Annotated in this window: 19 protein-coding genes; 13 read left to right on the forward strand and 6 right to left on the reverse strand. The window is 69.9% G+C overall.

What is annotated here, in order from left to right:
* Window positions 1-2: 2 nt before the first annotated feature.
* Window positions 3-698: an alpha/beta fold hydrolase gene (locus tag AC4H2S_RS05930; protein ID WP_491496048.1), complete on the forward strand. Its 696-nt coding sequence runs from the start codon at window positions 3-5 to the stop codon at window positions 696-698.
* A gap of 16 nt (window positions 699-714) precedes the next feature.
* Here AC4H2S_RS05930 and AC4H2S_RS05935 read toward each other — a convergent pair whose 3' ends face one another.
* Entirely contained in the window at window positions 715-1,920 is a 1,206-nt protein-coding gene (locus tag AC4H2S_RS05935; protein ID WP_491496049.1) for an acyl-CoA dehydrogenase family protein, read from the reverse strand.
* Window positions 1,921-1,949: 29 nt separating this feature from the next.
* Window positions 1,950-2,975 (reverse strand): phosphotransferase family protein, encoded by a 1,026-nt coding sequence (locus AC4H2S_RS05940; RefSeq protein ID WP_491496050.1) that lies wholly within the window; start codon window positions 2,973-2,975, stop codon window positions 1,950-1,952.
* A gap of 172 nt (window positions 2,976-3,147) precedes the next feature.
* Between AC4H2S_RS05940 and AC4H2S_RS05945 the strand changes: the two genes are divergently transcribed.
* The 5 genes from AC4H2S_RS05945 to AC4H2S_RS05965 all read left to right on the forward strand — a co-directional run bounded on the left by AC4H2S_RS05945 (window position 3,148) and on the right by AC4H2S_RS05965 (window position 9,729).
* On the forward strand, window positions 3,148-4,326 hold the full coding sequence (locus AC4H2S_RS05945) for a thiolase family protein (RefSeq protein WP_491496051.1): 1,179 nt from the start codon (window positions 3,148-3,150) through the stop codon (window positions 4,324-4,326).
* On the forward strand, window positions 4,326-5,078 hold the full coding sequence (locus tag AC4H2S_RS05950; protein WP_491496052.1) for an enoyl-CoA hydratase/isomerase family protein: 753 nt from the start codon (window positions 4,326-4,328) through the stop codon (window positions 5,076-5,078). Before AC4H2S_RS05945 ends, AC4H2S_RS05950 begins: the two co-directional genes overlap by 1 nt.
* A gap of 1,208 nt (window positions 5,079-6,286) precedes the next feature.
* Entirely contained in the window at window positions 6,287-7,513 is a 1,227-nt protein-coding gene (locus AC4H2S_RS05955; protein WP_491496053.1) for a monooxygenase, read from the forward strand.
* Between the two features lie 54 nt (window positions 7,514-7,567).
* Window positions 7,568-8,299, forward strand: a complete 732-nt coding sequence (locus AC4H2S_RS05960) for a response regulator transcription factor (RefSeq protein ID WP_491496054.1) — start codon at window positions 7,568-7,570, stop codon at window positions 8,297-8,299.
* 74 nt (window positions 8,300-8,373) lie between these two features.
* On the forward strand, window positions 8,374-9,729 hold the full coding sequence (locus AC4H2S_RS05965) for a HAMP domain-containing sensor histidine kinase (RefSeq protein WP_491496055.1): 1,356 nt from the start codon (window positions 8,374-8,376) through the stop codon (window positions 9,727-9,729).
* Between the two features lie 76 nt (window positions 9,730-9,805).
* Here the strand turns inward: AC4H2S_RS05965 and AC4H2S_RS05970 are convergent, their stop codons facing one another.
* Entirely contained in the window at window positions 9,806-11,857 is a 2,052-nt protein-coding gene (locus AC4H2S_RS05970; RefSeq protein ID WP_491496056.1) for an MDR family MFS transporter, read from the reverse strand.
* A 629-nt stretch (window positions 11,858-12,486) separates the two neighbouring features.
* The gene (locus AC4H2S_RS05975) at window positions 12,487-14,031 is read right to left on the reverse strand and encodes a BCCT family transporter (RefSeq protein WP_491496057.1); all 1,545 of its coding nucleotides are present in this window, start codon (window positions 14,029-14,031) and stop codon (window positions 12,487-12,489) included.
* 166 nt (window positions 14,032-14,197) lie between these two features.
* Between AC4H2S_RS05975 and AC4H2S_RS05980 the strand changes: the two genes are divergently transcribed.
* Together AC4H2S_RS05980 and AC4H2S_RS05985 are read left to right on the forward strand one after the other, a co-directional pair.
* On the forward strand, window positions 14,198-14,773 hold the full coding sequence (locus AC4H2S_RS05980; protein WP_491496058.1) for a type 1 glutamine amidotransferase domain-containing protein: 576 nt from the start codon (window positions 14,198-14,200) through the stop codon (window positions 14,771-14,773).
* A 57-nt stretch (window positions 14,774-14,830) separates the two neighbouring features.
* Window positions 14,831-15,205, forward strand: a complete 375-nt coding sequence (locus AC4H2S_RS05985; RefSeq protein WP_491496059.1) for a cupin domain-containing protein — start codon at window positions 14,831-14,833, stop codon at window positions 15,203-15,205.
* A 133-nt stretch (window positions 15,206-15,338) separates the two neighbouring features.
* Here the strand turns inward: AC4H2S_RS05985 and AC4H2S_RS05990 are convergent, their stop codons facing one another.
* Complete coding sequence (locus AC4H2S_RS05990; RefSeq protein WP_491496060.1) at window positions 15,339-16,004, reverse strand: cupin domain-containing protein; 666 nt, start codon at window positions 16,002-16,004, stop codon at window positions 15,339-15,341.
* 282 nt (window positions 16,005-16,286) lie between these two features.
* On the opposite strand from AC4H2S_RS05990, the gene AC4H2S_RS05995 reads away from it, so the two are divergent.
* A complete protein-coding gene (locus AC4H2S_RS05995; protein WP_491496061.1) occupies window positions 16,287-17,186 on the forward strand; it encodes a PDR/VanB family oxidoreductase in 900 nt (299 codons plus the stop codon).
* 93 nt (window positions 17,187-17,279) lie between these two features.
* Complete coding sequence (locus AC4H2S_RS06000) at window positions 17,280-18,395, forward strand: aromatic ring-hydroxylating oxygenase subunit alpha (RefSeq protein WP_491496062.1); 1,116 nt, start codon at window positions 17,280-17,282, stop codon at window positions 18,393-18,395.
* A 245-nt stretch (window positions 18,396-18,640) separates the two neighbouring features.
* Here AC4H2S_RS06000 and AC4H2S_RS06005 read toward each other — a convergent pair whose 3' ends face one another.
* A complete protein-coding gene (locus AC4H2S_RS06005; protein WP_491496063.1) occupies window positions 18,641-19,795 on the reverse strand; it encodes an ROK family protein in 1,155 nt (384 codons plus the stop codon).
* Between the two features lie 150 nt (window positions 19,796-19,945).
* On the opposite strand from AC4H2S_RS06005, the gene AC4H2S_RS06010 reads away from it, so the two are divergent.
* The 3 genes from AC4H2S_RS06010 to AC4H2S_RS06020 are packed head-to-tail and all read left to right on the forward strand — an operon-like array spanning window position 19,946 to window position 23,231.
* A complete protein-coding gene (locus AC4H2S_RS06010; protein ID WP_491496064.1) occupies window positions 19,946-21,343 on the forward strand; it encodes an ABC transporter substrate-binding protein in 1,398 nt (465 codons plus the stop codon).
* Window positions 21,344-21,345: 2 nt separating this feature from the next.
* Window positions 21,346-22,359, forward strand: a complete 1,014-nt coding sequence (locus tag AC4H2S_RS06015; RefSeq protein WP_491496065.1) for a carbohydrate ABC transporter permease — start codon at window positions 21,346-21,348, stop codon at window positions 22,357-22,359.
* Window positions 22,356-23,231, forward strand: coding sequence for a carbohydrate ABC transporter permease (locus AC4H2S_RS06020; RefSeq protein WP_491496066.1), 876 nt, complete (start codon window positions 22,356-22,358; stop codon window positions 23,229-23,231). Before AC4H2S_RS06015 ends, AC4H2S_RS06020 begins: the two co-directional genes overlap by 4 nt.
* Window positions 23,232-23,238: the final 7 nt, after the last annotated feature.

Here is a 23,238-nt window from a genome sequence, read left to right on the forward strand (position 1 = left end):
ACATGCCGACGTACGTCCTCATCCACGGTGCCAACTACGGCGGGTCCAGCTGGCGCTTCGTCACCCCGCATCTCGACGGCCGGGCCATCGTCGTGGACCTCCCCGGCCGCGGCTCGCGCCCGGCGGAGCTGAGCACGGTGACCTTCGAGCAGTTCGTCGACGCCGCCGCCGAGGACGTCGAGGCGGCCGACGTGACGGACGCCGTACTGGTGGCCCACTCCGCCGGCGGCCTGACCGCGGCCCACCTCCTTAACCGCATGCCCGAGCGGTTCCGCTCGTGCGTGCTGGTGGCCTGCACCATCCCACCCCACGGTCAGGCGATCGTCGACAACATCGACCCCGGCATCCGCGACGCCGTACTGGCGGGATCAGGCGACGGGACCTACCAGCTCGACGAGGAGACCGCGCGCGCTGCTCTCTGCAACGACCTCGACGAGGAGAAGACCGCTGCGGCCCTGGCCGAGATGCAGGCCGACACCACGGCGCTGCTCGCGGAGGTCGCGGACCTCACCGGCCTGAGGGGGCTGGGACGCGTCACCTACGTCCGCACCACCCTCGACCAGACGCTGCCGGTCGAGCAGCAGGACGCCGCGATCGCCGCGGTGGGGGACTGCACGGTCGTCGACATCCATGCGGGCCACCTCGCGATGTACTCACGGCCCGAGGAGCTGGCGAGCCTGATCGTCGCCAATGGCTGACCAGGCTGGCGAGGTCTCAGCCGACGTACGGTGGGGTCTTCTTCATCTCCACGCGGGCGACGGTACGGCGGTGCACGGCGTCGGGTCCGTCCACGATGCGCAGCACCCGGGCCCAGGCGTAGAAGTACGCCAGCACCGTGTCGTCGGAGACCCCCATGCCGCCGAATACCTCGATCGCGCGGTCGATGACCTTCGTGGCCATCGCCGGCGCCGACACCTTGATCGCCGAGATCTCCGAGCGCGCACCCTTCGCGCCGTGCTGGTCGATCTTCCACGCGACGTCGTACACGTGCAGCCGGACCATGTCGATGTCGATGCGGGACTGCGCGATGAGGTCCTGCACGTTGGCGTAGTCCGACAGGTGGCGGCCGAACGCCTTCCGTGACTTCGCACGGTCCACCATCAGCGCCAGGGCCCGCTCGGCCATCCCGATGGCCCGCATCGCGTGGTGGATGCGGCCGGGGCCGAGTCGCGCCTGGGAGATGAGGAAGCCGTCGCCCTCATTGCCCAGCAGGTTGCTCGCCGGCACCCGGACGTCCTCGAAGAGGATCTCGCAGTGGCCGTGCTGGTCCTGGTAGCCGAAGATCGGCAGGTTGCGCTCGATCGTGACCCCGGGGGTGTGGCGGGGGACCAGGATCATCGACTGCTGGCGGTGGGTCTCGGCCTCGAGGTCGGTCTTGCCCATGACGATGAAGACCTCACAACGCTCGTCGGCGACGCCCGTGATCCACCACTTGCGTCCGTTGATGACGTAGTCGTCGCCGTCACGGGTGATGACGGTGGTGATGTTCGTGGCGTCCGACGAGGCGACGTCGGGCTCGGTCATCGCGAAGGCGGACCGGATCTCCCCGGCCAGCAGCGGCTCCAGCCACCGCTCGCGCTGCTCCTGTGTGGCGAAGAGCTCGAGGGTCTCCATGTTGCCCGTGTCCGGTGCCTGGCAGTTGATCGCCTCGGGGGCGATCACGGGGGACCACCCGGAGATCTCGGCGACCGCGGCGTACTCCACGTTGGAGAGGCCCGAAAGCCGGGGGAGGAAGAGGTTCCACAGGCCGCGTCGCCTCGCCTCGGCCTTGAGCTCCTCCATCACCGGCGGGTGGGCGTGGTCGCCGTGCTCACGGAGGTACGCCGCCCACACCGGCTCGGCGGGGAAGACGTGAGAACGCATGAAGTCCCACATGCTCTCGGAGATCTCGGCGGCCCGGGGGGAGAGGGAGAAGTCCATCGATGTGCCTTTCGCAGGGCGGGTCGGGGTCAGAGGAGCGCGAGGCCGGAGCGGCCGAGGTGGAGGATCTCGTCGTCGAGGTCGCCGAAGTCCTGCCCACCCATGGCGCCGGCCTTGGCGCGCACCTGCACGCCCTGGGCGATCACGGCGAACTTCAAGTGGGCGAACCCCTCGTACCACCCCATGTCGGCGAGGTCCGCGCCCGACGTGCCGGCGTAGCGCTCGAGCATCTCGTCACGGGTCGGAAAGCCGGGCAGGTGCGTGACGCCCGGGATCAGGGTCAGCTGCCGCTCGCCGGGACCGATCCAGAAGAGCGACAGCAGCGCCAGGTCGGTGAGCGGGTCGCCGAGGGTGGAGAGCTCCCAGTCGAGCACGGCGTTGATCCGACCGGCCACGTCCGCGTCGAGCACGACGTTGTCCAAGCGGTAGTCGCCGTGCACGAGGGTGGCCCGCTGCTGGTCGGGCACGGTGTCGGCGAGGCGCCGGGCGAGCCCGTCGATCTCGGGGACCTCATGGGTGGCGCTCGCCTCCCACTGGCCGGTCCAGCGCCGGACCTGGCGGGCCATGAACCCCTCGGGCCGGCCGTAGTCACCGAGGCCGACGGCGTCCTGGTCCACTGCGTGCAGGGCGGCCAGGGTGTCGGCGAAGGCGAAGGAGACGGCGCGCCGCTCGTCCTCGGCGGTGGCGTACCCGGTGGGCAGCTCGCCACGGACGACGTGGCCCGGCACCTTCTCCATCACGTAGCACTGGATGCCGATGAGGTCGCCGGGGTCCGACAGCACGATCCGGGCGACGGGGACGTCGGTGCCCGCCAGCGCGGACTGGACGCGTGCCTCCCGCGCCATGTCGTGCGCGCTGGGCAGCAGCTCGCCGGTCGGTGGCCGACGGAGGATCAGCTCGCCGGCGTCGCTGCGCAGCGCAAACGTCAGGTTCGACTTCCCCCCGCCGATGAGCTCGGCCTCGAGGCGGAGCCACGCGTCGTCGTCGGTCGCCGCGGCCAGCGCGGGTCCGAGCCGATCCGGGTGGACCAGCTCGTTGAGGCTCGGGGTCGACATCGCTCTCCTCGGTTCGGCGGTCCAGGTGCACCGGGCGCCCGCGGGCAGCTGTCGCGGCGACGGTCGGCCGGGAGCGCATTGCCTGAGGGGCAGCAGCAGGCTAGCCTTCACATGAAGTGAATTCAAGTCAGGACTTGGTGCCGGCGCACCGGTCGATCTGGAGAGGCTCGAGATGAACAACGACAGGATCGTCGTCCTGGACGGTGCGCGCACGCCGATCGGCAGCTTCGGCGGCATGTTCAAGGACGTTCCCGGCTACGAGCTCGGGGCCACGGCCGCGGGCGAGGCGCTGTCCCGGGCCGGGGTCGAGGCGACCGACGTCGCCGAGGTGGTGATGGGCTGCATCGGCCAGGTCGGCCCCGACGCCTACAACGCCCGCCGGGTGGCGATCGCCGCCGGCCTGCCGGCCAACGTGCCGGCGTACACCGTGAACCGGCTGTGCGGCTCGGGCCTGCAGGCGGTCTGGTCGGCCGCGATGGAGATGCGCTGGAACGACCTCGACTTCACCCTCGCCGGGGGCGACGAGTCGATGACACGGATGCCGTTCTACGACTTCGGCGCCCGCAGCGGCTACAAGCTCGGCAACCGTGAGCTGGTCGACGGGACCGTGATGATGCTGACCGACCCGTTCCACGGCATCCACATGGGTGTGACCGCCGAGAACGTGGCCGAGAAGTACGGCGTCTCCCGCGAGGAGCAGGACGAGTTCGCCGCCGAGTCCCAGCGCCGGGCGGCGACCCCCGAGGCACGAGCGGCGTTCGCCGAGGAGGTCGTGGCAGTGGAGGTGGGAGGCCGCAGGCCGTTCACTGCGACCGAGGACGAGCACCCGAAGCCGGAGACCACGGTGGAGACCCTCGCTGCTCTGCGGCAGGCGTTCCAGCAGGGCGGCACGGTGACGGCCGGCAACGCATCAGGCATCAACGACGGAGCGGCGGCGCTCGTGCTGGCGAGGGAGGCGGCCGCGGCGGAGCGGGGCCTGACCGGCCTGGTCTCCCTGGAGGCGGTCACCACGGCCGCGATGGAGCCGGAGCTGATGGGCTATGCCCCGACGCTGGCGCTCGACGCCCTCTTCGACAAGACCGGCACCAGGCCGAGCGACATCGGCATTATCGAGCTCAACGAGGCCTTCGCCTCGCAGGCGGTCGCCGTCATCCGCGACGCCGGGCTCGACCCGGCCCGGGTCAACCCCTACGGCGGCGCGATCGCCCTCGGCCACCCGGTCGGGGCCACCGGCGCCAACCTCACCCTGCGGGTCGCCACGGACATGGTGCGCCGCGACCTCGAGCTCGGCATCGTCACCATGTGCATCGGGGGCGGGCAGGCCCTGGCGGCGCTGTTCAGGCGGATCTGATGTCCGACCTCGTGACGTACGACGTCAGCGACGGCGTCGCGCACCTGCAGCTGCACCGGCCGGATGCGGCCAACGCCCTCGACCTCCCTCTCGCCCGGGCGTTGCATGCTGCGGTCGACCGCGCCGGGGCGCAGGACGGCGTGCGCGCCGTGCTCGTGACCGGCGCCGGCGCGCGGTTCTGCGCGGGCGGGGACGTGAGCTCCTTCGTCGCGGCGCCCGACCCCGCGTCGTACCTCCACGAGCTGGCGACCGAGGCCGACGCCGCCGTCCGGGCACTGGCGGACCTCAACATGCCAGTTGTCGCCGCGGTGCACGGAGCCGTGGCGGGGGCCGGGCTCGCCCTCATGCTCAGCTGCGACATGGTGGTCGCAGACCCGGCCACGAAGTTCGTGTTCGCCTATCCCGGCGTCGGGCTGACACCCGACTGCGGCGTGTCTTGGCTGCTCCCGCGCGCCATCGGCCAGCAGCGCGCGCTCTCGTTCGCCCTGGGCGGGCGAGCTGTGCCGTCGGACGAGGCGCTGGCGTGGGGTTTGGTCACCGAGCTGGCCGACCCCGTCCGGGCGCGGGCCACGGAGCTGGCCGGCTCGCTCGCCGCCGGAGCCGCACGAGCACACGGTCAGGCACGTCGGTTGCTGCGCACCGGCTGGGAGGCCGACCGCGCCGCCACTGGTGCCGAGGAGGCCCGGACCATCAGCGAGATGGTGCGGGGCGACGAGGCACAGGCCCTGATTCGCCGGTTCGTTGAACAGTGAGCGCAAGTTGCCCGGCGTCCGAGACAGGCATGCCGCCTACTGACACCGCCGACATCGTCACGGGAGGCGCGTCCGCAGTCGCGGTGAGCACATTGCTCCCGCACCGCATGGGCTGACGCGCGCCCGCTGACCGCCCAGCCCTCCTCGGGAGTACCCATGAACAACACCACTACTCGTATGCAACCGGTGTCGAGCGCACCGAGCGGTTGGATGGTGTCAGCCAGCCACCGCTCGTCGATCGCGATCACGCCGGCGCAGCCGTTCGGGAGCTGGCATGCCCGCAGGCCCGGTGATCCGTCCACGGCGTGCGGACTATCAGCTGCCTGCTGGCCGATCTTCTGGCACCTGCGCCTCGCCCAAGGACGATCGAAGGTCTGCGTCGACTGCGTGGAGGCCATGCGTACCGTCGCCCAGCGTCGCGTCGTCTGACCCGATCGCCCCGGTCGCACAGCGAGACAGCGGTTGCTCTGATGAGACCCGCGAGAGTGATGTCCCGGGCAGGGGCGGCCCTGCTGTGCGCCGAGTCGCAGATGGCTGTACGGAATCCGTACGCAGGGTTCAGCGGTTCTTCTGCCCTCAATCTGCCCTCACCACAACGCAAATCGATCCGAAGTGAGGACGAACGCCCGAAGTGGTCAGACAGCGTTTCCGCAGGTCAGAGCGCATTTCCAGGCAGTTGCAACGAGCGACCGAAACCCGCGCCTTCGTTCCGCCTCAACGTCCGACCCGGCCGGCCCGGCGCGTCGTACAGGTGGATGTCCCGTGGTCGGCACCCGCTGGGCGCACGCACCCGACCCCAGCGCGACTTCGTCCTGTCCGACGCGCCGCGGCGTCTCTCGCGCGGTCTTCGGCTGTTGGCCACAGGTGGGCGTACGTGGTGGCCGTCGTGGTCGACTTCGCGTGCCCCAGAGCCCGCTGGAGCGTGGTGCGCCAGCGGTAGCCGACGGTGTTCTGGCGCGGTGGAACGTCCTCGAGGCCGGCGTCGAGCCACCCGTGGGGAGACGTACGTCGAGGCGTGGGTCGCACACCAGTTGTGGACCCACGGAGCTCGGCGAGCGATGTGACTCGCCGCTGGCCACCTCGCCGTGCGTGGGCTGGGCACCTGGTTCGGCCACCCGGCCCGAGCGTCGCTCTAACGGGGGTCTAAGTCTCGCTCGGTAGGACGGAGGCCTCAGACAAGCGATGCAACCCGTATCAGGAGGCCAGTCATGGCAGTCAAGGCAGCACCGTCCGGTTCATGGTGGAAGCTCGCGGCAGCGACGCTGGCGACGGCGTTCGCCGTCACGGCTTGCAGCTCGGACGCCGTCGACGACACGGCGCCCGCCGAAGACGGCGCGCACAGCATGCACGGGGACGGGTCGTCGGCTCCACCGCAGCCGCTGCGCGCCGGCGAGCGGTTCGTGGAGCTGAGGATGGCCGAGGCCTACACGCCCGCGCCGCCGGAGGGCGCCGTGGACGAGTACCGGTGCCAGGTGCTGGATCCGGGCCTGACCGAGGAGGCGTTCCTGACCGGGACCCAGGTCATGCCGGAGAACGTCGCCATCGCGCACCACGGCATCGTGTACGCCGTGCCGCCGGGCGACGCTGACGCGGTGCGCGAGCAGGATGCGAAGACTCCCGGCCTCGGCTGGCAGTGCTTCGGCGGGACCGGCGTCGAGGGCGCCGACGTGGAGGACGACGACGAGGGCGCCGACCCGGGCGCGGCGTGGGTGGACACCTGGGCGCCGGGCGCCGCGGAGACGCTGCTCGACCAGGACGCCGGCTTCAAGCTGGAGCCGGGCAGCCTGATCGTCTTCCAGATGCACTACAACCTGCTCGCGACCGACGGCGAGCCGGCCGGGTCGGACCGCTCGGCGGTGCGGCTGCGACTGACGGACGGCACGCCGCAGACACGGGAGCTCCAGACGTGGTCGCTCGACGCGCCGACCGACCTGCCCTGTGCCCCAGGCGAGTCGGGTCCGCTCTGTGACCGGGCGGCCTCGATCGCGGACGTGACGAAGCGGTTCGGGCCGGAGGTCGGCGAGTTCGCGGACGAGCAGGTGGAGGAGTGCAACGAGGGCGGCGAGCCGTTGCCCGGTGACACCCAGGTCTGCGACCACGTGGTGGAGGAGCCGGTGACGGTGTTCGCCGGTTTCGGTCACATGCACATGCTCGGTCGGTCCGTGAAGGTCGAGCTCAACCCGGGCACGCCGGAGGCCCAGGTGCTGCTGGACGTGCCGCAGTTCGACTTCGACAACCAGCACATGGTGAAGCTGCCGTCGCCTGTGGAGGTCGATGCGGGGGACACGCTGCGGGTGACGTGCACGCACGACGCGGGGCTGCGCCAACAGGTGCAGCAGCTGAGCAAGCTGCCGCCGCGCTACGTGGTCTGGGGCGACGGCACCGGCGACGAGATGTGCATCGGCATCATGACGGTCTCCCCGCGCACGTCCTGATGGGTCGGGTCCCATGCGACGCTCGTGATCCTGGCCTCAGGTCGATCGGGGACGATGAGCGGCGAGAGCACCGACGAGAAGGGGTGGGCCGGCATGCGCATCATGATCGCGGACGATGACCCGGCCATCCGCGAGTCGCTGGAGCGGGTGCTCCAGGTCGAGGGCTACGACACCAGCACCGTCGCCGACGGTCTCGCCGTCCTCGACGGGGTCGGTGGGGCCGGCGGTGACTCGCTGGATCTCCTGATCCTCGACGTGATGATGCCCCGCCTCGGTGGGTTGGAGACCTGCCGGCGGTTGCGGGCCGCGGATCGGGACCTGCCGGTGCTGATGCTGACCGCTCGTGACCAGGTCTCTGACCGGGTCGCGGGGCTGGACGCGGGCGCCGACGACTACCTGCCCAAGCCGTTCGCCACCGAGGAGCTGCTCGCCCGGGTGCGGGCCCTGCTGCGCCGACGCACGGCGTCCGACGGGGAGTCGCAGGTGTTGTCGTTCGCCGACGTCCGCCTCGATCCCGACAGGTTCGAGGCGTGGCGCGGCGAGCGGCCGCTGCGCCTGACCCGGACCGAGTTCTCCCTCTTGCAGGTGCTCATGGACAACGCGACCCGGGTGGTGACCCGCGACATGCTGTTCGAGGCGATCTGGGGCTTCGACATGAGCGCCACCGCCAACAACCTCCAGGTCTACGTGAGCTACCTGCGCCGCAAGATGGAGGCCGAGGGCGAGCCGCGGTTGATCTACACCCTGCGCGGCCTGGGCTACGCGTTGCGCGAGACTCCTCCGTGAGCGGGCCCACGGGCCGGGAGCCGCGTCCGCTGACTCGGTGGTGGCGCGGGCGGTCCCTGCGAACCAGGCTGACGGTGATCGCGGCGACGGCCATCGCGGTCAGCGTGTTCGTGGCCTTCCAGCTGGCCAGCGAGCTGCTGGACCGGGAGCTGCAGGACAGCGCCGAGGACCAGCTCCGCGCTGACGCCCGCGTCCTGGCGACGCACGCGGAGCGCGCCGGTCTGACCGAGGTGGAGCTGCCGCCGTATCCCGGAGGCGGTCGGCTGGTGCGGGTCATCCTGCCCGACGGCTCGACCCGGACGCCGGCCGGCCAGCCCCCGCTGCCCCCGGTCAGCGAGCGCGCCAAGCGCGTGGCGCAGGGCGCGTCGGCCGACCTGATGGAGTCGGACGACAGCGAGGAGGGTCACTTCGTCCACACGCGGAGGGCGGGCGACGGCGCGGTCCAGGTGGCCCGCGCCGCCGACGACAGCCCGATCAACCGCTTCGGGTTCGGCATGCTGCTGATCGGGCTGCTCTGCGTGGTCGGCGGCGCCCTGGTCGGGCGGACCGTGGCGCGGGCAGGTCTGGCACCGATCGACCGGCTGACCGCCGCCGCCGTCCGTGTCGCGGACACCCGCGACCTCGACGCAGACATCCCGGACGAGGGCGGTGGGGAGATCCGGCGGCTGATCCGGTCGATCAACGACATGCTCGCCGCGCTCCGCGACTCCCGTCGGGCCCAGCGGCTGCTCGCCGAGGACGCCGCCCACGAGCTCAAGACCCCGCTGACCAGCCTGCGCCTCAACGTCGAGCTGCTGATCCGGCTCGATCGGCGCGGGACCCTGGACAGCGCACTGCCGCCGGAGAGCCGGACCCGGCTGCTCAACGACGTCGGCGCCCAGGTGGCCGAGCTGAGCACGCTTGCCGCGGAGCTCACCGACCTGGCGCGTGGTGACGTCAGCGACGAGAGCGCCGAGCTGCTCGACCTCGCCGACGTGGTGGTGGCCGCCGCGACCCGGGCGCGTTCCCGCGTGCCCGACATCGAGATCGCGCTCGACGTGACCTCCGTGTGGGTGAGCGGGCGTCCCGCCGCGCTCCAGCGGGCGGTGCTCAACCTCATCGACAACGCCGGCAAGTGGTCCCCTGCGGACCAGCCCGTCCAGGTCCGGCTCCGTGCGGAGGGCGCGTGGGCGGTGCTCGAGGTCGACGACGCCGGCCCCGGCATCGACGCGGCGGACGTACCACGGGTGTTCGACCGGTTCTACCGGGCCGACAGCGCCCGGGCGTTGCCCGGATCCGGCCTCGGGCTGTCGATCGTGCAGCGGGTCGTCGCCGCCCACGGCGGCCGGACCACCGTCGCCCGCTCCGCACGCGGAGGCGCGCTGCTTCGGGTCGACCTTCCGGCCGCGTCCCCGCCCACCCCGATCGCGCCCTGCCGCGAAGGCGTCTGACCGAGGCATCACGAAGTCGAGGATCGAGACCGATGTTCGAGCGGGTCAGAGGCGGCAGGGGCTTCTCGGGGCCGCGTCACCGTCCCGCGGCGACCAGAGGCTCCTCAGCCGGCGAGCCGTCCGCCTCCGCCCGCTCGACCACGACGCGCCGGACGACGGAGGAGATCGCGGTGCTGATCACCTCGGGTGATTGGTCGCTCGTCCCCTCGAGATGGGCCTTGATCCACGCCGTGAGGTCGTCGCGCAGCCGGTCGACCGCGCCCCTGCCCCGGGCGGTCACGGTCAGGTTGTCGAGGTCGCCCTCGACGTACCCGGCGGCGAGGACCTGGCGGAAGGGCGGCTCGAGCACCGCGGTGGGCAGATCGCGGGCCCGCGCCATCTGACCGACGTCGGCGCGATGACCGGCGGCGGTGAGCCCGTAGACCTGGACGACCGCCCAGAGACCGGCCGCGTCGAGATCCTCCTCGGAGGACTGCAGGAGGTCGAGCACCTTGTCGCGGTGCCGACCGTAGAGCAGGTTCGTGATGCGGCGAGACAGCACGTCCTCGTTGTCCGGCGAGTGTGGGGCACCGAACCCGGCGCCGAGGTCCTGGGCGGCGTCGGCCACGTTGTCGGCGAGCTTGACCTGCGGCAGCACGAGCGCCAGGACGAAGGCGAGCATGGCGACCGGGACCGCCCAGAGGAACACCTGGGTCAGCGCCCCCGAGTAGGCGTCGACGATCGGCGCGATCACCCGTTCGGGGAGTGAGTGCAGCGCTTCCGGCGTCGCACGGTCCGCGGCTGTGACGGTGGGTGACGTGGCGATGGCCTCGGGCAGCCGGTCCTGGAGGAAGTTGGCATAGAGGGTCCCGAAGATGGCCGCACCGAAGGCGCTGCCCATGGTGCGGAAGAAGGTGACGCCGGAGGTGGCGACTCCGAGGTCGCTGTACTGGACCGAGCCCTGCACGACGATCGTGAGGACCTGCATGCTCATGCCGATGCCGAGGCCCAGGACGAACAGGTACAGCGAGGAGACCCCGAGAGGGGTCGACGGATCCATCCGGGAGAGCAGGAAGAGACCGAGAGCCATCACCAGGCTGCCCACGACCGGGAAGATCTTGTAGCGACCGGACTTGCTGACGATGTTGCCAGCGGTGACCGAGGTGATCAGCAGCCCCACCACCAACGGCAGCAGGCGGAACCCGGACTCGGTTGCCGAGACGCCCTCGACGTACTGGAAGAACGTGGGCAGGAACGTCATCGCGCCGAGCATCGTGAAACCGACGACGAAGCTCAGGGCGCAGCAGACGGTGAAGACCTTGGCAGCGAACAGGCGCGGCGGCAGGATCGGATCCGCCGCCCGTCGCTCGATGAGCACGAAGACGCCGAGGACCGCGACGCCGCCGACGAGGAGGCCGATGATCTGCCACGAGCTCCACGCGTACGTCGTGCCACCGAAGCTGGTCGCCAGGATCAGCATCGAGGCGCCCACGGCGACCGCGACCATGCCGAGGTAGTCGATGCGCGGCTTGGCCCCGCGAGCCACGTGGGGGATGGTCCAGCGTGCGGCGACGACCACGATGGCGGCGAGCGGGACGTTGACGTAGAAGCACCAACGCCAGCTGGCGTTGTCGGTCAGCAGGCCGCCGACCAGCGGTCCGATCACGGTGGCGAGGCCGAAGACGGCGCCGAGCGCGCCCTGGAACTTCCCGCGCTCGCGCAGCGGGATGATGTCGGCGATGAGGGCGGTGGCCGTGACGGTGAGGCCGCCGGCGCCGATCCCCTGCAGCGCCCGGGAGCCGATCAACCAGACCATGTCGTCGGCCAGGCCGCACAGCGCCGAGCCCAGGATGAAGACGATGACGCTGAGCTGGAAGACGAGCTTGCGGCCGAACTGGTCGCCGAGCTTTCCGGCCAGCACGGTGACCGTGGTCTGGGCGAGCAGGTAGGACGTGACCACCCAGGACACGTGCGTGCCGCCGCCGAGGTCCCCGACGATGGTCGGCAGCGCCGTGGAGACGATCGTCCCGTCGAGCGCGGCCAGCAGCATGCCCATGCCGATGGTCGCGAACGCCGCGATCCGGTGCCAGCCGGTGAGCGCCCGTGTGGTGACCGGCGCGGGCGCCGGTGTGGCGGTGATGGCGGACAAGGGGCCTCCTCCGGGTCGGGGCACCCACAGTGTTCAAGCCTCCCGTGCGGTGAAGGAAGTGCCGTTGTGCCGGGGTCGTCGGTCGGCTGATGTGCCCCGCAGACTCAGGCTGGGGTCTTCACCGGGGGCGTCGGACAGGTGGAAGCCCGGTCGGCGGCGCCAGCCGAGCCTGAGCACCGGACCCCGGCGCGACTTCGTCTGTCCGACGCGCCGGGTCATGCCGATCACGGCCGCGTCCTCGCCGAGGAGCGGTCGGGTCGACGGCGATCGACCCACCGCCCGTGGTCCAGGGCGTCGAGCTGCTTACGCCGCCAGCGCACTGCGTCGACCTGGCGGTCCAAGCACCGCTCGGGCGTGCTGGCGACCAGTCTCCGGGTTGGATACCCCGCCCGCCACGAATCACCACGACGGCTGACTCGGGCACCTCGGATCTCTGCAGGCGCGGGACCCGCGTTCGTGCGCATGCACGGGCGGCACGTGGCACGACACAGCGGCCGCGATCGACTCGCCGGCGTGGCCCAACAGACCCGAGCCAGCAAGAAGTGGCACCGCCCAGAACGACGCTGGTCCCCCGTCGGGCCTGCGCGGCCGAACGGGGGACCAGCGGCAATCGCTCGAGTGCCCGCCTGTTAGGGCAATGCTCTGTCGTTGCTTGCTGCTCGAGCATCGCGGACCGCGGACGCGGCCATCAGGACCATGACAATGGTGAATGGGAGTCCACCAACGACTGCCGCGGTCTGCAGGGCGCTCAGGCCCCCGGCCATGACGAGCACGCTCGCCATGCCGACCAGCAGGACGATCCACACGGCGCGAGTCAGCAGCGACGGCGTGATCGAGCCACCCGAGGAGAGGGTCGCCATGACCAGAGCGCCAGAGTCGGCCGAGGTCACGAAGAACGTCACGATGAGGACGATCGCCAGCACCGAGCTGATCGTGCCGAAGGGCAGGCCCGAAAGGAACTCGAAGAGGATGTGCTCGGTCGCCAGCGAGCTGAGGCTGCCAGGGTCGGACATCTCTCGCTCGAGCGCTGACCAGCCCATGATGCCGAACCAAAGGAAGATTCCTCCAGCCGGGATCAGCATGACGCCGAGGCAGAACTCCTTGACCGAACGGCCGCGCGAGATGCGGGCAAGGAAGGTGCCGACAAAGGGACCCCACGAAACCCACCAAGCCCAGAAGAACGTGGTCCAGTAGCTCTGCCACGCGTCACCCTCGGAGAAGTCGGTCTCGAAGGTCGTCTGGACGATGTTCTGTGCGTAGTACCCGACCTGGGACACCGCGGCCTCGAGGACGAAGAGGGTGGGTCCTGCGATCAGCACGAACAGCAGCAGCACCATTGCCAACCCGACGTTGACGTTGGACAGCCACTTGATCCCGCGGTCGACGCCTGAGAGCACCGATGCGGCGGCGACCGCGCCGATCACGACGATGAGGATCAGCTGGGTGGTCGTTGAAACGCTCGCCCACCCAAGGAAGTCGAGGCCGGTGTTGAGCTGGAGGGAGCCGAGCCCCAAGGACGTCGAGAGGCCGAACACCGTGGCGAGGATCGCGATGACGTCAACGACGTCGCCAAGCCAGCCCCGGACGCGGTCGCCCAGCAGTGGTTCCAGAGCCCATCGGATGGACAGGGGTCGGCCCCTGCGGTGAACGGCCATGGCGATCGCGAGGCCGGCCACGACATAGATCGCGAACGCGCCGATGCCCCACTCCATCCAGCTGATGTGGACGCCGTAACGAGCGGCGTCCATCGAGCCGGCCTCGATGCCTCGCGGCGGAGGAGAGGTGAAGTGGGTGACGGCCTCCGCAGTGCCGTAGAAGAGCACACCGATGCCGATACCGGCGCTGAAAAGCATGGTGTACCAGGAAAGCCGCGAGAACTCAGGCTTCGACCCGTCGGGACCGAGGGTGAGCTTGCCGTACCGGGATGCCCCGAACGCGACGGTGAACACGATGCACCCGGCGGCCAACAGGATGTACCACCAGCCGAAGAGGTGGACGACCTCCTCCAGCGCTTGCCCGAAGAACGCCGACATGCGGTCGGGAGCCAGGGCAGTGGCGACAACGACGGCGACGATGATTGCAGCCGACGGAATGAAGACCCTCGGTTGAAAGCCTGGCGCAATGTCGAGCTCCGCGCTGTCCGGCTGGACGGGATCCTTGATAGCAAAGGACACGAGCACCTCCTCGGTGTACGGCCGTGCTGGATCTAGCACGGTGTGACGGCGATCACCGTCGGCGGCCAATGTTCAGCGCCACGTGACACCCGTGTCAAGCGTTGATGCACTTGTTTGAGCAACCAACCGCGTGCAGTGCGCGTCGATTGCACACGGCGTACCTCGTGTGTACGGTGACACTGCACAACTTCCGATCACTGCACGAAGGGAGTCGACGATGTCGTTGACTGGTAAGAAGGTCCTGATCCTCACGGCGAACTACTTCGAGGAGTCCGAGCTCATCTACGCGGTCTACCGACTGAAGGAGGAGGACGCCCATGTGACCGTTGCTTCGCCGGATGGTGCAGCGATGACCGGGAAGAACCACATGAGCCCGTTCCCCGTGGATGCTTCGTACGACGACCTCGACGCAGCAGCGTTCGACGCCGTCGTCATCCCGGGTGGGTTCGCCCCCGACCTGGTCCGGCGATTCCCCCGAGCCCTCGATGTCGTCCGCGTGATGAACGAGGCCGGCAAGCCGGTGGCGACGGTCTGCCACGGGGGGTGGGTTGCGATCTCCGCGGGAATCGTCAGTGGCCGCAAGGCGACTGCCGTGTCCGCCATCAAGGACGACATGGTCAACGCGGGCGTCGCGTTCGTCGACGAGCCCGTTGTTGTCGACGGAAACCTCATCACCTCGCGGGTGCCGGCCGACATGGGTCCCTGGATGAAGGCCGTGATCGAGGCCATCAAGCCCGCTTGAAGAGAGCCGGCCCAGACGATGACTGCTGAGCGCACGGCCTTGGCCCAGCCCACTGTGGTGTCCATCGCCGACTGTCAGGTCTCCACCCGAGAGACCAATCGAGTGCGGATGTCCTTGGCTCGAACGATCACTCACGCCGAGCATGGTTCGCAGCTGATGGCCGGGGTCAGCTGGATGAACCCTGGCGATATCAGCGCATGGTGGTCGACCGAGACCACCCCTCCGCCGTCGGGGGACTACCACCACCTCGGGCCAGTCCATGAGATCTTCTACCTCACCCGCGGCGAGTGCGTGGTAGAGACCGAGTCTGAGCGGTTCTCATTCCGCGCCGGCGACTCGATCTTCTTCCCCCCAGGGGGTCGCTTCCGAATCCGAAACGACGGCACGGAGCCGGCCGAGCTCTTCTACGTGGAAACGCCGCCGCTGGGCTGAGCCCGGACGGATCACGGTCAGCGGCACGCTCCCGCAGGAGCGGTCGTCGTGATGCACACCAAGCAGCACGACGACCGCTTCGTCGTCGTACGAAGACACGCCATGGTCAAAGGACCCTCGACCGCCGCGCCATTCAGAGAGAGGCGCCCGAGAACCAGACGACCCGAGTGACCCGGTCCGTGTCGTTCCAGAATCGATGCGGCGTGGTGGAGGCGAACGCGATCGAGTCGCCCTCCTCGAGCGTGAGCTCGTCGAAGCCGATCTGCACTCGCAAGGTGCCTTCGAGGACCAGGCCGTACTCCCGGCCGGGGTGGCGGATGGCTTGTGCATCGGCGACGGAGGCCCCGCCGGGGTCATACGAGTAGATGCAGAAGTCCACGTCGTCCTCGTGCGTCGGGACCAGGGACTCCGAGACCACTCCCGACTCGATCCGGATCTGGGGTCGGCGTTCGCGCCGCATGACACCGTGCCGGCGCGGCGGCTCAGACCGTCGAGGCGTCACTTCAGCGCCACGGGGCGCACCTGTCGGAGCGCCGCCGCTCTCGGCCTCGCTTCGCGTCGTGAGCGGCCCTTCGCCGAACAGTGACTCCATCGGAATCTCGAGTTGGGTCACCACAGCAGTCAGGGTGCTGATCGATGGCTGCGTGATGCCGCGTTCTATGGCTGAGATGTTGCTGGGGGAGCAACCCACGCGCTTCGCCAGCTCCCGGACGCTGATGCCGCGCGACTGTCTCGCTGCACGCATCCGTGGGCCGATGCCTGGTGTCTCGGCTGCTCCGAGACCTTCTGAGGGAGTCACGGCGCGATAGTACGCCAAGCCACGCTGCACAGGTGTGACCCAACTTGTACTCCGTGCGCGAGGGTCCATTGACTAACGTGCTGTGAGAGTGCACACTTCGTGCGTTGTCAACGCACACAAGGAGGCGCCGTGACTAGGCAGTCGAACCCGGCCAGCGTGCCGATGTCTACCTTGGTCGACCGGCCGGGACGTGGCCTGTGCCGTCTCGGTCAGGAGGTGGTCGTTGAGGCCGAAGCCCAGCTCCCGTTGCACGCTCGTGTGTTACGGCGCACGGAGTTGGCGATGGACATCGCACTGTTCGAGCTCGGCGCGCCAGTCGGTAGCCGGCTACCGACCTGGGAGCCTGGTGCGCACGTCGAGGTCGCGATCGAGTCCGAGGGTGAGACCTTGCTGCGGCACTACTCGCTGGTGGATGAGGCGGCCGCACCGACGTGGAAGATCGCAGTGCAGCTCGAGCACGCTGGCCGCGGCGGCTCCCGTGCCATTCACGAGCAGCTGCACGAGGGTCAGACGATCGAGGTTCGCCGGGTAGCGAATCACTTCCCACTCGTTGACGCTCCGGCATACGTCTTCGCGGCGGCGGGCATCGGGGTCACCCCGATCGTCTCGTTGGCCGCGGCAGCCCTTCGGGTGGGGAGGCCGGTCCGGCTGGTCCAGCTGGCACGGTCGGAGGACCGCATCGTCGACCTGGGGCTCTGGCCGGCACTCCGCGGTGCCGATGTCGAGCGTGTCGTCTCGGCCGAGCCGGTCCCGCTCCCTGAGCTGCTCGGCCCCGTCCCTGTCGGCGCGGCCGTCATGGCGTGCGGTCCGGCTGGGCTCCTCGACGCCCTGACGGAGTTCGCCGTGGGTCAACCATGGACGTTCCATTGTGAGCGTTTCGCGCCATCGGCGGCAGCGTCGAGCGAGGGTGCCGACAGCCCCTTCGACGTCACCCTGGCCCAGAGCCAGAAAGTGCTGCACGTCCCGGTCGGCAGGTCGTTGCTGGAGGTTCTCCTCGAGAACGACGTGCCTGTCGAGTTCTCCTGCCGGGAAGGCACCTGTGCCACGTGCGAGGTCGGTGTGCTCGAAGGCGAGGTAGACCACCGCGACAGCGTCCTCGACGAGCAGGAGCGAGCTGAGAACAGCTGCATGATGGCGTGCGTCTCCCGGGCGCGTGGCGACCACGTCGTGCTCGATCTCTGACCTCGTACTCCCTGTCCCGTGCCGGGACGCCCTCGGCGCACCGCCTGCTCAAGCATCGCCCCCAAACCCCACTCGAAGAAGTTGGAGCTCCCCATGACCGAGACGACGTTGCATCCGCAGTACATCCGAGTCGAGCCGGGCGAAGCGCTTGACAAGGCCTGGACCCTGCCCGCGGACTGGTACACGGACGCTGAAGTGTTCGAGCTGGAACAGCGGCGTATCTTCGAGCGAAGCTGGCAGTACGTCGGCCCGACCGCGAAGGTCCAGCGCCCTGGGAGCTACTTCGCGACCCAGATCGGCAGGGTGCCGGTGGTGGTCACGCGGACCAAGAGCGGGGAGCTGCGCGCCCACCTCAACGTCTGCCCCCACCGCGGGAACATCGTCGCGCACGGCGAGGGACCACGTCGGGTGCTCCAGTGCCACTACCACGGCTGGACCTTCGACCTCGACGGGTCGCTGCGGCACGCGCCGCGATCGGAGAGCGAGTGCGGATTCGACAAGACCGGGCTCGGTCTCCGCCCACTACGGCTGGAGACTTGGGGTCCGCTCATGTTCGTCAACCTCGATCCGGATGCCGCGCCCCTGGGCGAGACGATCGGTGGTCTGGTGGACCTCGCCGAGGTGCGTGGCTTCGACATCGACAGGCACCCACTCCGGGCCAGCCGGGAGTACACGATCGCCACGAACTGGAAGGTCACCCTCGACAACAACACCGAGTGCTACCACTGCAGCACGGTTCACCCCACCTTCGCGAGCAAGTACCACGTCGACGCGGAGAACTACGAGATCACCACGTTCCCCAAGGCGTTCTCTCACATCTCACCTTCAAAGGCTGCTGAGTCCGGCGCAGACGAGAACCGATGGGACGACTTCCATCTCAGCTACGCGTGGCCGAACTTCATGCTCTCGGCCCGCGGCAATGACTACTTCTACACATACAGCTACATCCCGGTGGACGCCGGCACAACGCTCCAGCGCAACGACTTCTTCTTCCCTGAGACCTGGGACGACCAGCAGGTCGAGGATGCGATCGGGGAGATTCATCAGATCATGTCCGAGGACTGGCAGATGTTCGAGCAGGTCCAGCTGGGGCTGTCCTCGGGGATGCTGTCCCATGGCGTTCTTCTCGCTGAGAACGAGGCGCTGCTTCGCCAGTTCCAGGCATTGGTGCTCGACGCATTGACCGACAGGCCCGCGGCCACCCCCTGACCGCCTGGATGCCTTGTCTCGAGCCGGCGTTGGTGACCCGGGCGGACGACCGGAGGAAGCACGCCACACGAGCGCAAAGCTGCTGCGCGTGGGGCCCAGGCCCAAGGAGCGGTCGCGCGGCGCGTCGGACAGGACGAAGTCGCGGCTCGGGGCCGGACGTACGCCTGAGCACCCGCCCCCGGCGCGACTTCGTCCTGTCCGACGCGCCGGAGGGCACGGGGGGACGGCCTGGTGAGGGCCGGCGTTCAGCCGCGGAGCTTCTGGTTGACCGCGCTCGCTGAGAACTCGTGGTCGACCACGAGCCGGGTCACGCCCACCACGGCGGCGTCCTCGCCGAGGCTGCCGCGCTGGAGCTGCATGTGGCGGGTCGCGCGGGGGAGCGCCATGGCGTAGAGCGTCTCGCGGATCCCGGCCAGCAGGGCGGTCGACGACAGGTCGCCACCGACGAGGACGACGTCGGGGTTGACGACGCAGACCAGGCTGGCCATCACCTCGCCGATGCGCCGTCCGGCCTCCTGGGTGAGCCGGGCCGCGTCGGGGTTGCCCACGCGCAGCAGCTCGCCCACCTCGCGACCGGATGCCGCCTCGACGCCCAGCTCGCGGAGCTGGCGCGCGACGGCGCGCCCGCTCGCCACCGCGGCCAGGCAGCCCTGCATCCCGCACTGGCAGCGGGCGTCGGACGGCGGCGACACCCGGATGTGGCCGATGTCGCCGGCGCCTCCGTCGGAGCCGGCGTAGAGCCTGCCGTCGATCACGATGCCGGTGCCGACACCGGTGGACACCTTGACCAGGCACAGCGCCCGGGCGTCGTCGTGGCCCGCGGCGAGCTCGCCCAGCGCAGCGGCGTCGGCGTCGTTGGCCACGTGGACGGGGACGCCGTGGATCCCCGCCTGCAGGTGCTCGCCCACCGGGTAGGCGTCCCAGCCGGGCATGATCGGTGGCTCGCTCGGACGGCTCGAGCGCGGGTCGATCGGCCCCGGCAGGCTGAGGCCGAGCCCGCACAGCTCGCTCGCGTCGATGCCGAGGCCGCCCAGCAGCTCGCCGGCCCGCGCGGCGATGAGGTCGAGGACGTGGGAGGGGCCGGCGTCGACCGCCACGTCGAGGTGGGCATCGCCGATCACCGCGCCGCCCAGGTCGGTGACGGCGATCCGGGTGTGGGTGGTGTCCACGGCCGCCGCGAGCACCTTGGACTGGGCCGTGTTGAACGACAGCCGGCGCCGGTGCCGGCCCCCGGTCGACTCCGTGGTCGTGCCCTCGGCCAGCATGCCCGCGGCGAGGAGCGCGTCCACCCGCTGGGCGACCGTCATCCGCGACAGGCCCGTTGCCTCGAGGACGTCACCGCGGGTGGAGGCGTGGCCGTGGCGGATCAGGTCGAGGATGTCGCCGGGTCCGGTGGGCACGGGCGTGTCTCCTGTCCTGCGACTGTCTGCGGGCGTCGCAGTCTCGGCGGTCATGATCACACATGTCCAGGTGCTTGGCGGTAATTGCTTGACACCTAGACATGATAGGTCGATTGTTTGGACAAAAGTGCGCTCACCCCGGGAGGCTCCATGTCCACGATCCGCAGGCCCCGATCCCGGGCGGCCGCCGTGCTCGCCACGATGCTGGTCGCCTCGCTCGCCGCCTGCGGCGGTGACGACGGGGGCGGGGGGAGCGGGGAGTCTGACGCGCTCACCGTCTGGATCGTGGAGGACCTCCCCGACCGGGTGGACGCCACGCAGGCGGTCGTCGACGACTTCACCGCCGACAGCGGCGTCGACGTCGAGCTGGTCGCCGTCGCCGAGGACCAGTTCAACCAGGTGCTCACCTCCAACGCCGCGGCGGGCGACCTCCCCGACGTCATCGGCGCCCTCCCGCTGGGGCAGGTGCGCACGCTGTCGGCCAACGAGCTCGTGGACACCGCCGCGGTCGGCGAGGTGATCGACAACCTCGACGCGGCCACCTTCAGCGAGAGCGCCCTCGAGCTGACGGCCGACGGCGACTCCCAGCTCGCGGTGCCCAGCGAGTCGTGGGTGCAGCTCCTCGTCTACCGCAAGGACCTCTTCGACAAGGCCGGACTGGCTGCGCCCGAGACGTACGACGACGTGCTGGCCGCCGCGGAGGAGCTCGACAGCAGCGACGTGGCGGGCTTCGTCGGCGCCAACGTCGCCGGTGACGCCTTCACCGCGCAGACCTTCGAGGAGATCGGCCTCGGCAACGACTGCGAGATGGTCGACGACGCCGGCGAGGTCACCCTCGACAGCGACGAGTGCGTCGAGGCGCTGGAGTTCTACAACACCCTCCAGCAGGACTACTCGGTCAACGGGGCCCAGGACGTCGACACCACGCGTGCCTCCTACTTCGCGGGGCAGGCGGCCATGCTGATCTGGTCGAGCTTCATCCTCGACGAGCTGGCCGGCCTGCGCGACGACGCCCTGCCCACCTGCCAGGAGTGCAAGGGCGACAAGGCGTTCCTGGCCGAGAACAGCGGCGTGGTCACCGCGATCCAGGGACCCTCGGGCTCGGAGCCGAAGACGTTCGGCGAGGTCACGTCGTGGACGATCACCCCCGACTCCGCCGATGCCGCCACGCAGTTCGTCGAGTACATGATGACCGACGGCTACGAGCCCTGGATCGCGATCGCCCCCGAGGGCAAGATCCCGGTCCGCTCCGGCGACAGCGCCGGCGCCACCGACTACGCCGACGCGTGGGCGAAGATGAAGGTCGGCGTCGACACCAAGGCGCCGCTCACGGACTTCTACGGCCCCGACGTCATCGAGGCGCTGACGTCCGGCACCGAGACCCTCCAGCGCTGGGCGATCCCCCAGGGACAGGGCGACCTGCTCGGCGCCATCCAGGGCGAGCAGCCGGTGGCCAACGCCGTCAACGAGGCGGCCAACGGCAAGTCCCCCGACGAGGCCGCACAGCAGGCGGCGGACGCCATCCGAGCGGTGCAGGACTCGTTGTGACGATGAGCGGGCCGGCCGCCCCGCCCACGGTCCGAGCACCGGACCCGGACGGGAGCACCCCGACCGACCGGCGCGTCCGGCGGGGGCGGTCCTCCCGCGCGCGGGAGGACCGGCGCACCGGCTACCTGCTGATCACCCCCACGGTCGTCATCGTGGCCACGATGGTGGTGCTGCCGATCCTCTGGACCATCTCCCTGGCGTTCCAGCGGGTGCGGCTGCTCAACCTCCGCAGCACCGGTGTCATCGGCGACTACAGCCTCGACAACTTCCGCAACGTCCTGACCTCGCCGGGCTTCCTCGACGCGCTGGTCAACACCCTCGTCTACTCGGTGGGCGGCACGGTCTGCGCCGTCACGCTCGGGCTGGTCGCGGCGCTCGCGCTGCGCCGGCCGTTCCGGGGACGCGGGCTCGCGCGGGCCTGCATGCTCCTGCCCTACGTCGCGCCCGTGGTGGCCGCGACGTTCGTGTGGGCGACGATGCTCAACCCGCAGTTCGGCGTGGCCAACCACTACGGCACCACCCTGCTGGGCTGGGACGAGCCGATCGCCTTCCTCAGCTCGGGCAAACCGGTCTCCCTGTTCGGCGCCGAGCTCCCCGTCAGCCAGGCGATGCTCAGCGTGGTGCTGTTCGAGGCGTGGCGCTCGTTCCCGTTCGCCTTCCTCTTCCTCACCGCGCGGCTCCAGGCCATCCCCGACACCCTCGACGAGGCGGCGATGATGGACGGCGCGACCCCGAGCCAGCGGTTCCGCCACGTGGTGCTGCCGCAGCTGCTCCCGACCATCGCCGTGCTCACGGTGCTGCGCTTCATCTGGACCTTCAACAACTTCGACGACATCTACCTGCTCACCGGCGGCGGAGCCGGCACCCAGGTGGTCGCGGTGCGCGTCTACGACTACCTGATCAACCGCGGCGACATCGGCGCCGCGGCGGCCCAGGCGCTGGTGCTCGCCGCGATCCTGGCGGTGCTGGTCACCGCCTACCTCAAGCTGTTCGGCCGTTCGGAGGAGGTGGCATGAGCATGACCGGCCGCGACGCGGTCGAGCGCCGGGTGTGGGGCGTGCTCCGGCCGCTGACGATCGCGTTCCTCCTCGTCATCACGATCTTCCCCTTCTACTACATGGTGCTCCTGTCGTTCCGTCCGCTGGAGAGCCTGCTCCGGGACCCCGGCGCGCTGTGGCCGTCCTCGGGCGAGATCGACCTCGGCACCTACCGCGACGTGCTCGCCGCGACGAAGGACGGGGGACAGGGCTTCCTCACCTTCATCAAGAACAGCGCCTTCGTCGCCCTCGGCACGGTCGTGCTGAGCCTGCTCGTGGCCATCCCCGGCGCGTACGCCGTGAGCCGGCTCGACTTCTTCGGCCGCCGCCAGATCAGCGCGGTCTTCCTCGCGGTCTACTTCTTCCCCGCGATCCTGCTCGCCATCCCGCTGTTCGTGTTCTTCACCCGCATCGGGCAGCGCGGCACCCTGACCGGCCTGCTCGTCGTCTACGTCGCCCAGGTGGCGGCGGTGTCGATCTACATGCTGCGCAACTACTTCGACACCATCCCGGCCAGCCTCGAGGAGGCGGCCGCCATCGACGGGTGCACGCGCCTGCAGGCGATGCGGCACGTGAGCCTGCCGCTCGCCCTGCCGGCGATCGCGTCCAACGCGCTGTTCGTCTTCATGATCGCGTGGAACGAGTTCCTCTTCGCCCTGCTCTTCCTCGTCGAGCGTCGTGAGAACTGGACCGTCTCGCTCGGGCTGTCGCAGCTGGCGGGGAGCATCGAGGTGCCGACGACCGTGCTGATGGCGGGCTCGGTGATCCTGACCCTCCCGATCGTCGTCATGTTCTTCCTCAGCGAGCGGTGGCTGGCGGGCGGGCTCACCGCGGGCGCGGAGAAGGGCTGAGCCGGGA

This window comes from Nocardioides sp. Z13_37, from assembly GCF_058355585.1.

Excerpts from the sequence above, each read along its gene's own strand:
- AC4H2S_RS05960 (WP_491496054.1), top strand. The coding sequence starts at position 7,568 with ATGAGCGGCGAGAGCACCGACGAGAAGGGGTGGGCCGGCATGCGCATC.
- AC4H2S_RS05930 (WP_491496048.1), top strand. The coding sequence starts at position 3 with ATGCCGACGTACGTCCTCATCCACGGTGCCAACTACGGCGGGTCCAGC.
- AC4H2S_RS05935 (WP_491496049.1), bottom strand. The coding sequence starts at position 1,920 with ATGGACTTCTCCCTCTCCCCCCGGGCCGCCGAGATCTCCGAGAGCATG.
- AC4H2S_RS05950 (WP_491496052.1), top strand. The coding sequence starts at position 4,326 with ATGTCCGACCTCGTGACGTACGACGTCAGCGACGGCGTCGCGCACCTG.
- AC4H2S_RS05955 (WP_491496053.1), top strand. The coding sequence starts at position 6,287 with ATGGCAGTCAAGGCAGCACCGTCCGGTTCATGGTGGAAGCTCGCGGCA.
- AC4H2S_RS06015 (WP_491496065.1), top strand. The coding sequence starts at position 21,346 with ATGAGCGGGCCGGCCGCCCCGCCCACGGTCCGAGCACCGGACCCGGAC.
- AC4H2S_RS05995 (WP_491496061.1), top strand. The coding sequence starts at position 16,287 with ATGGACATCGCACTGTTCGAGCTCGGCGCGCCAGTCGGTAGCCGGCTA.
- AC4H2S_RS05940 (WP_491496050.1), bottom strand. The coding sequence starts at position 2,975 with ATGTCGACCCCGAGCCTCAACGAGCTGGTCCACCCGGATCGGCTCGGA.
- AC4H2S_RS06000 (WP_491496062.1), top strand. The coding sequence starts at position 17,280 with ATGACCGAGACGACGTTGCATCCGCAGTACATCCGAGTCGAGCCGGGC.
- AC4H2S_RS06020 (WP_491496066.1), top strand. The coding sequence starts at position 22,356 with ATGAGCATGACCGGCCGCGACGCGGTCGAGCGCCGGGTGTGGGGCGTG.
- AC4H2S_RS06010 (WP_491496064.1), top strand. The coding sequence starts at position 19,946 with ATGTCCACGATCCGCAGGCCCCGATCCCGGGCGGCCGCCGTGCTCGCC.
- AC4H2S_RS05945 (WP_491496051.1), top strand. The coding sequence starts at position 3,148 with ATGAACAACGACAGGATCGTCGTCCTGGACGGTGCGCGCACGCCGATC.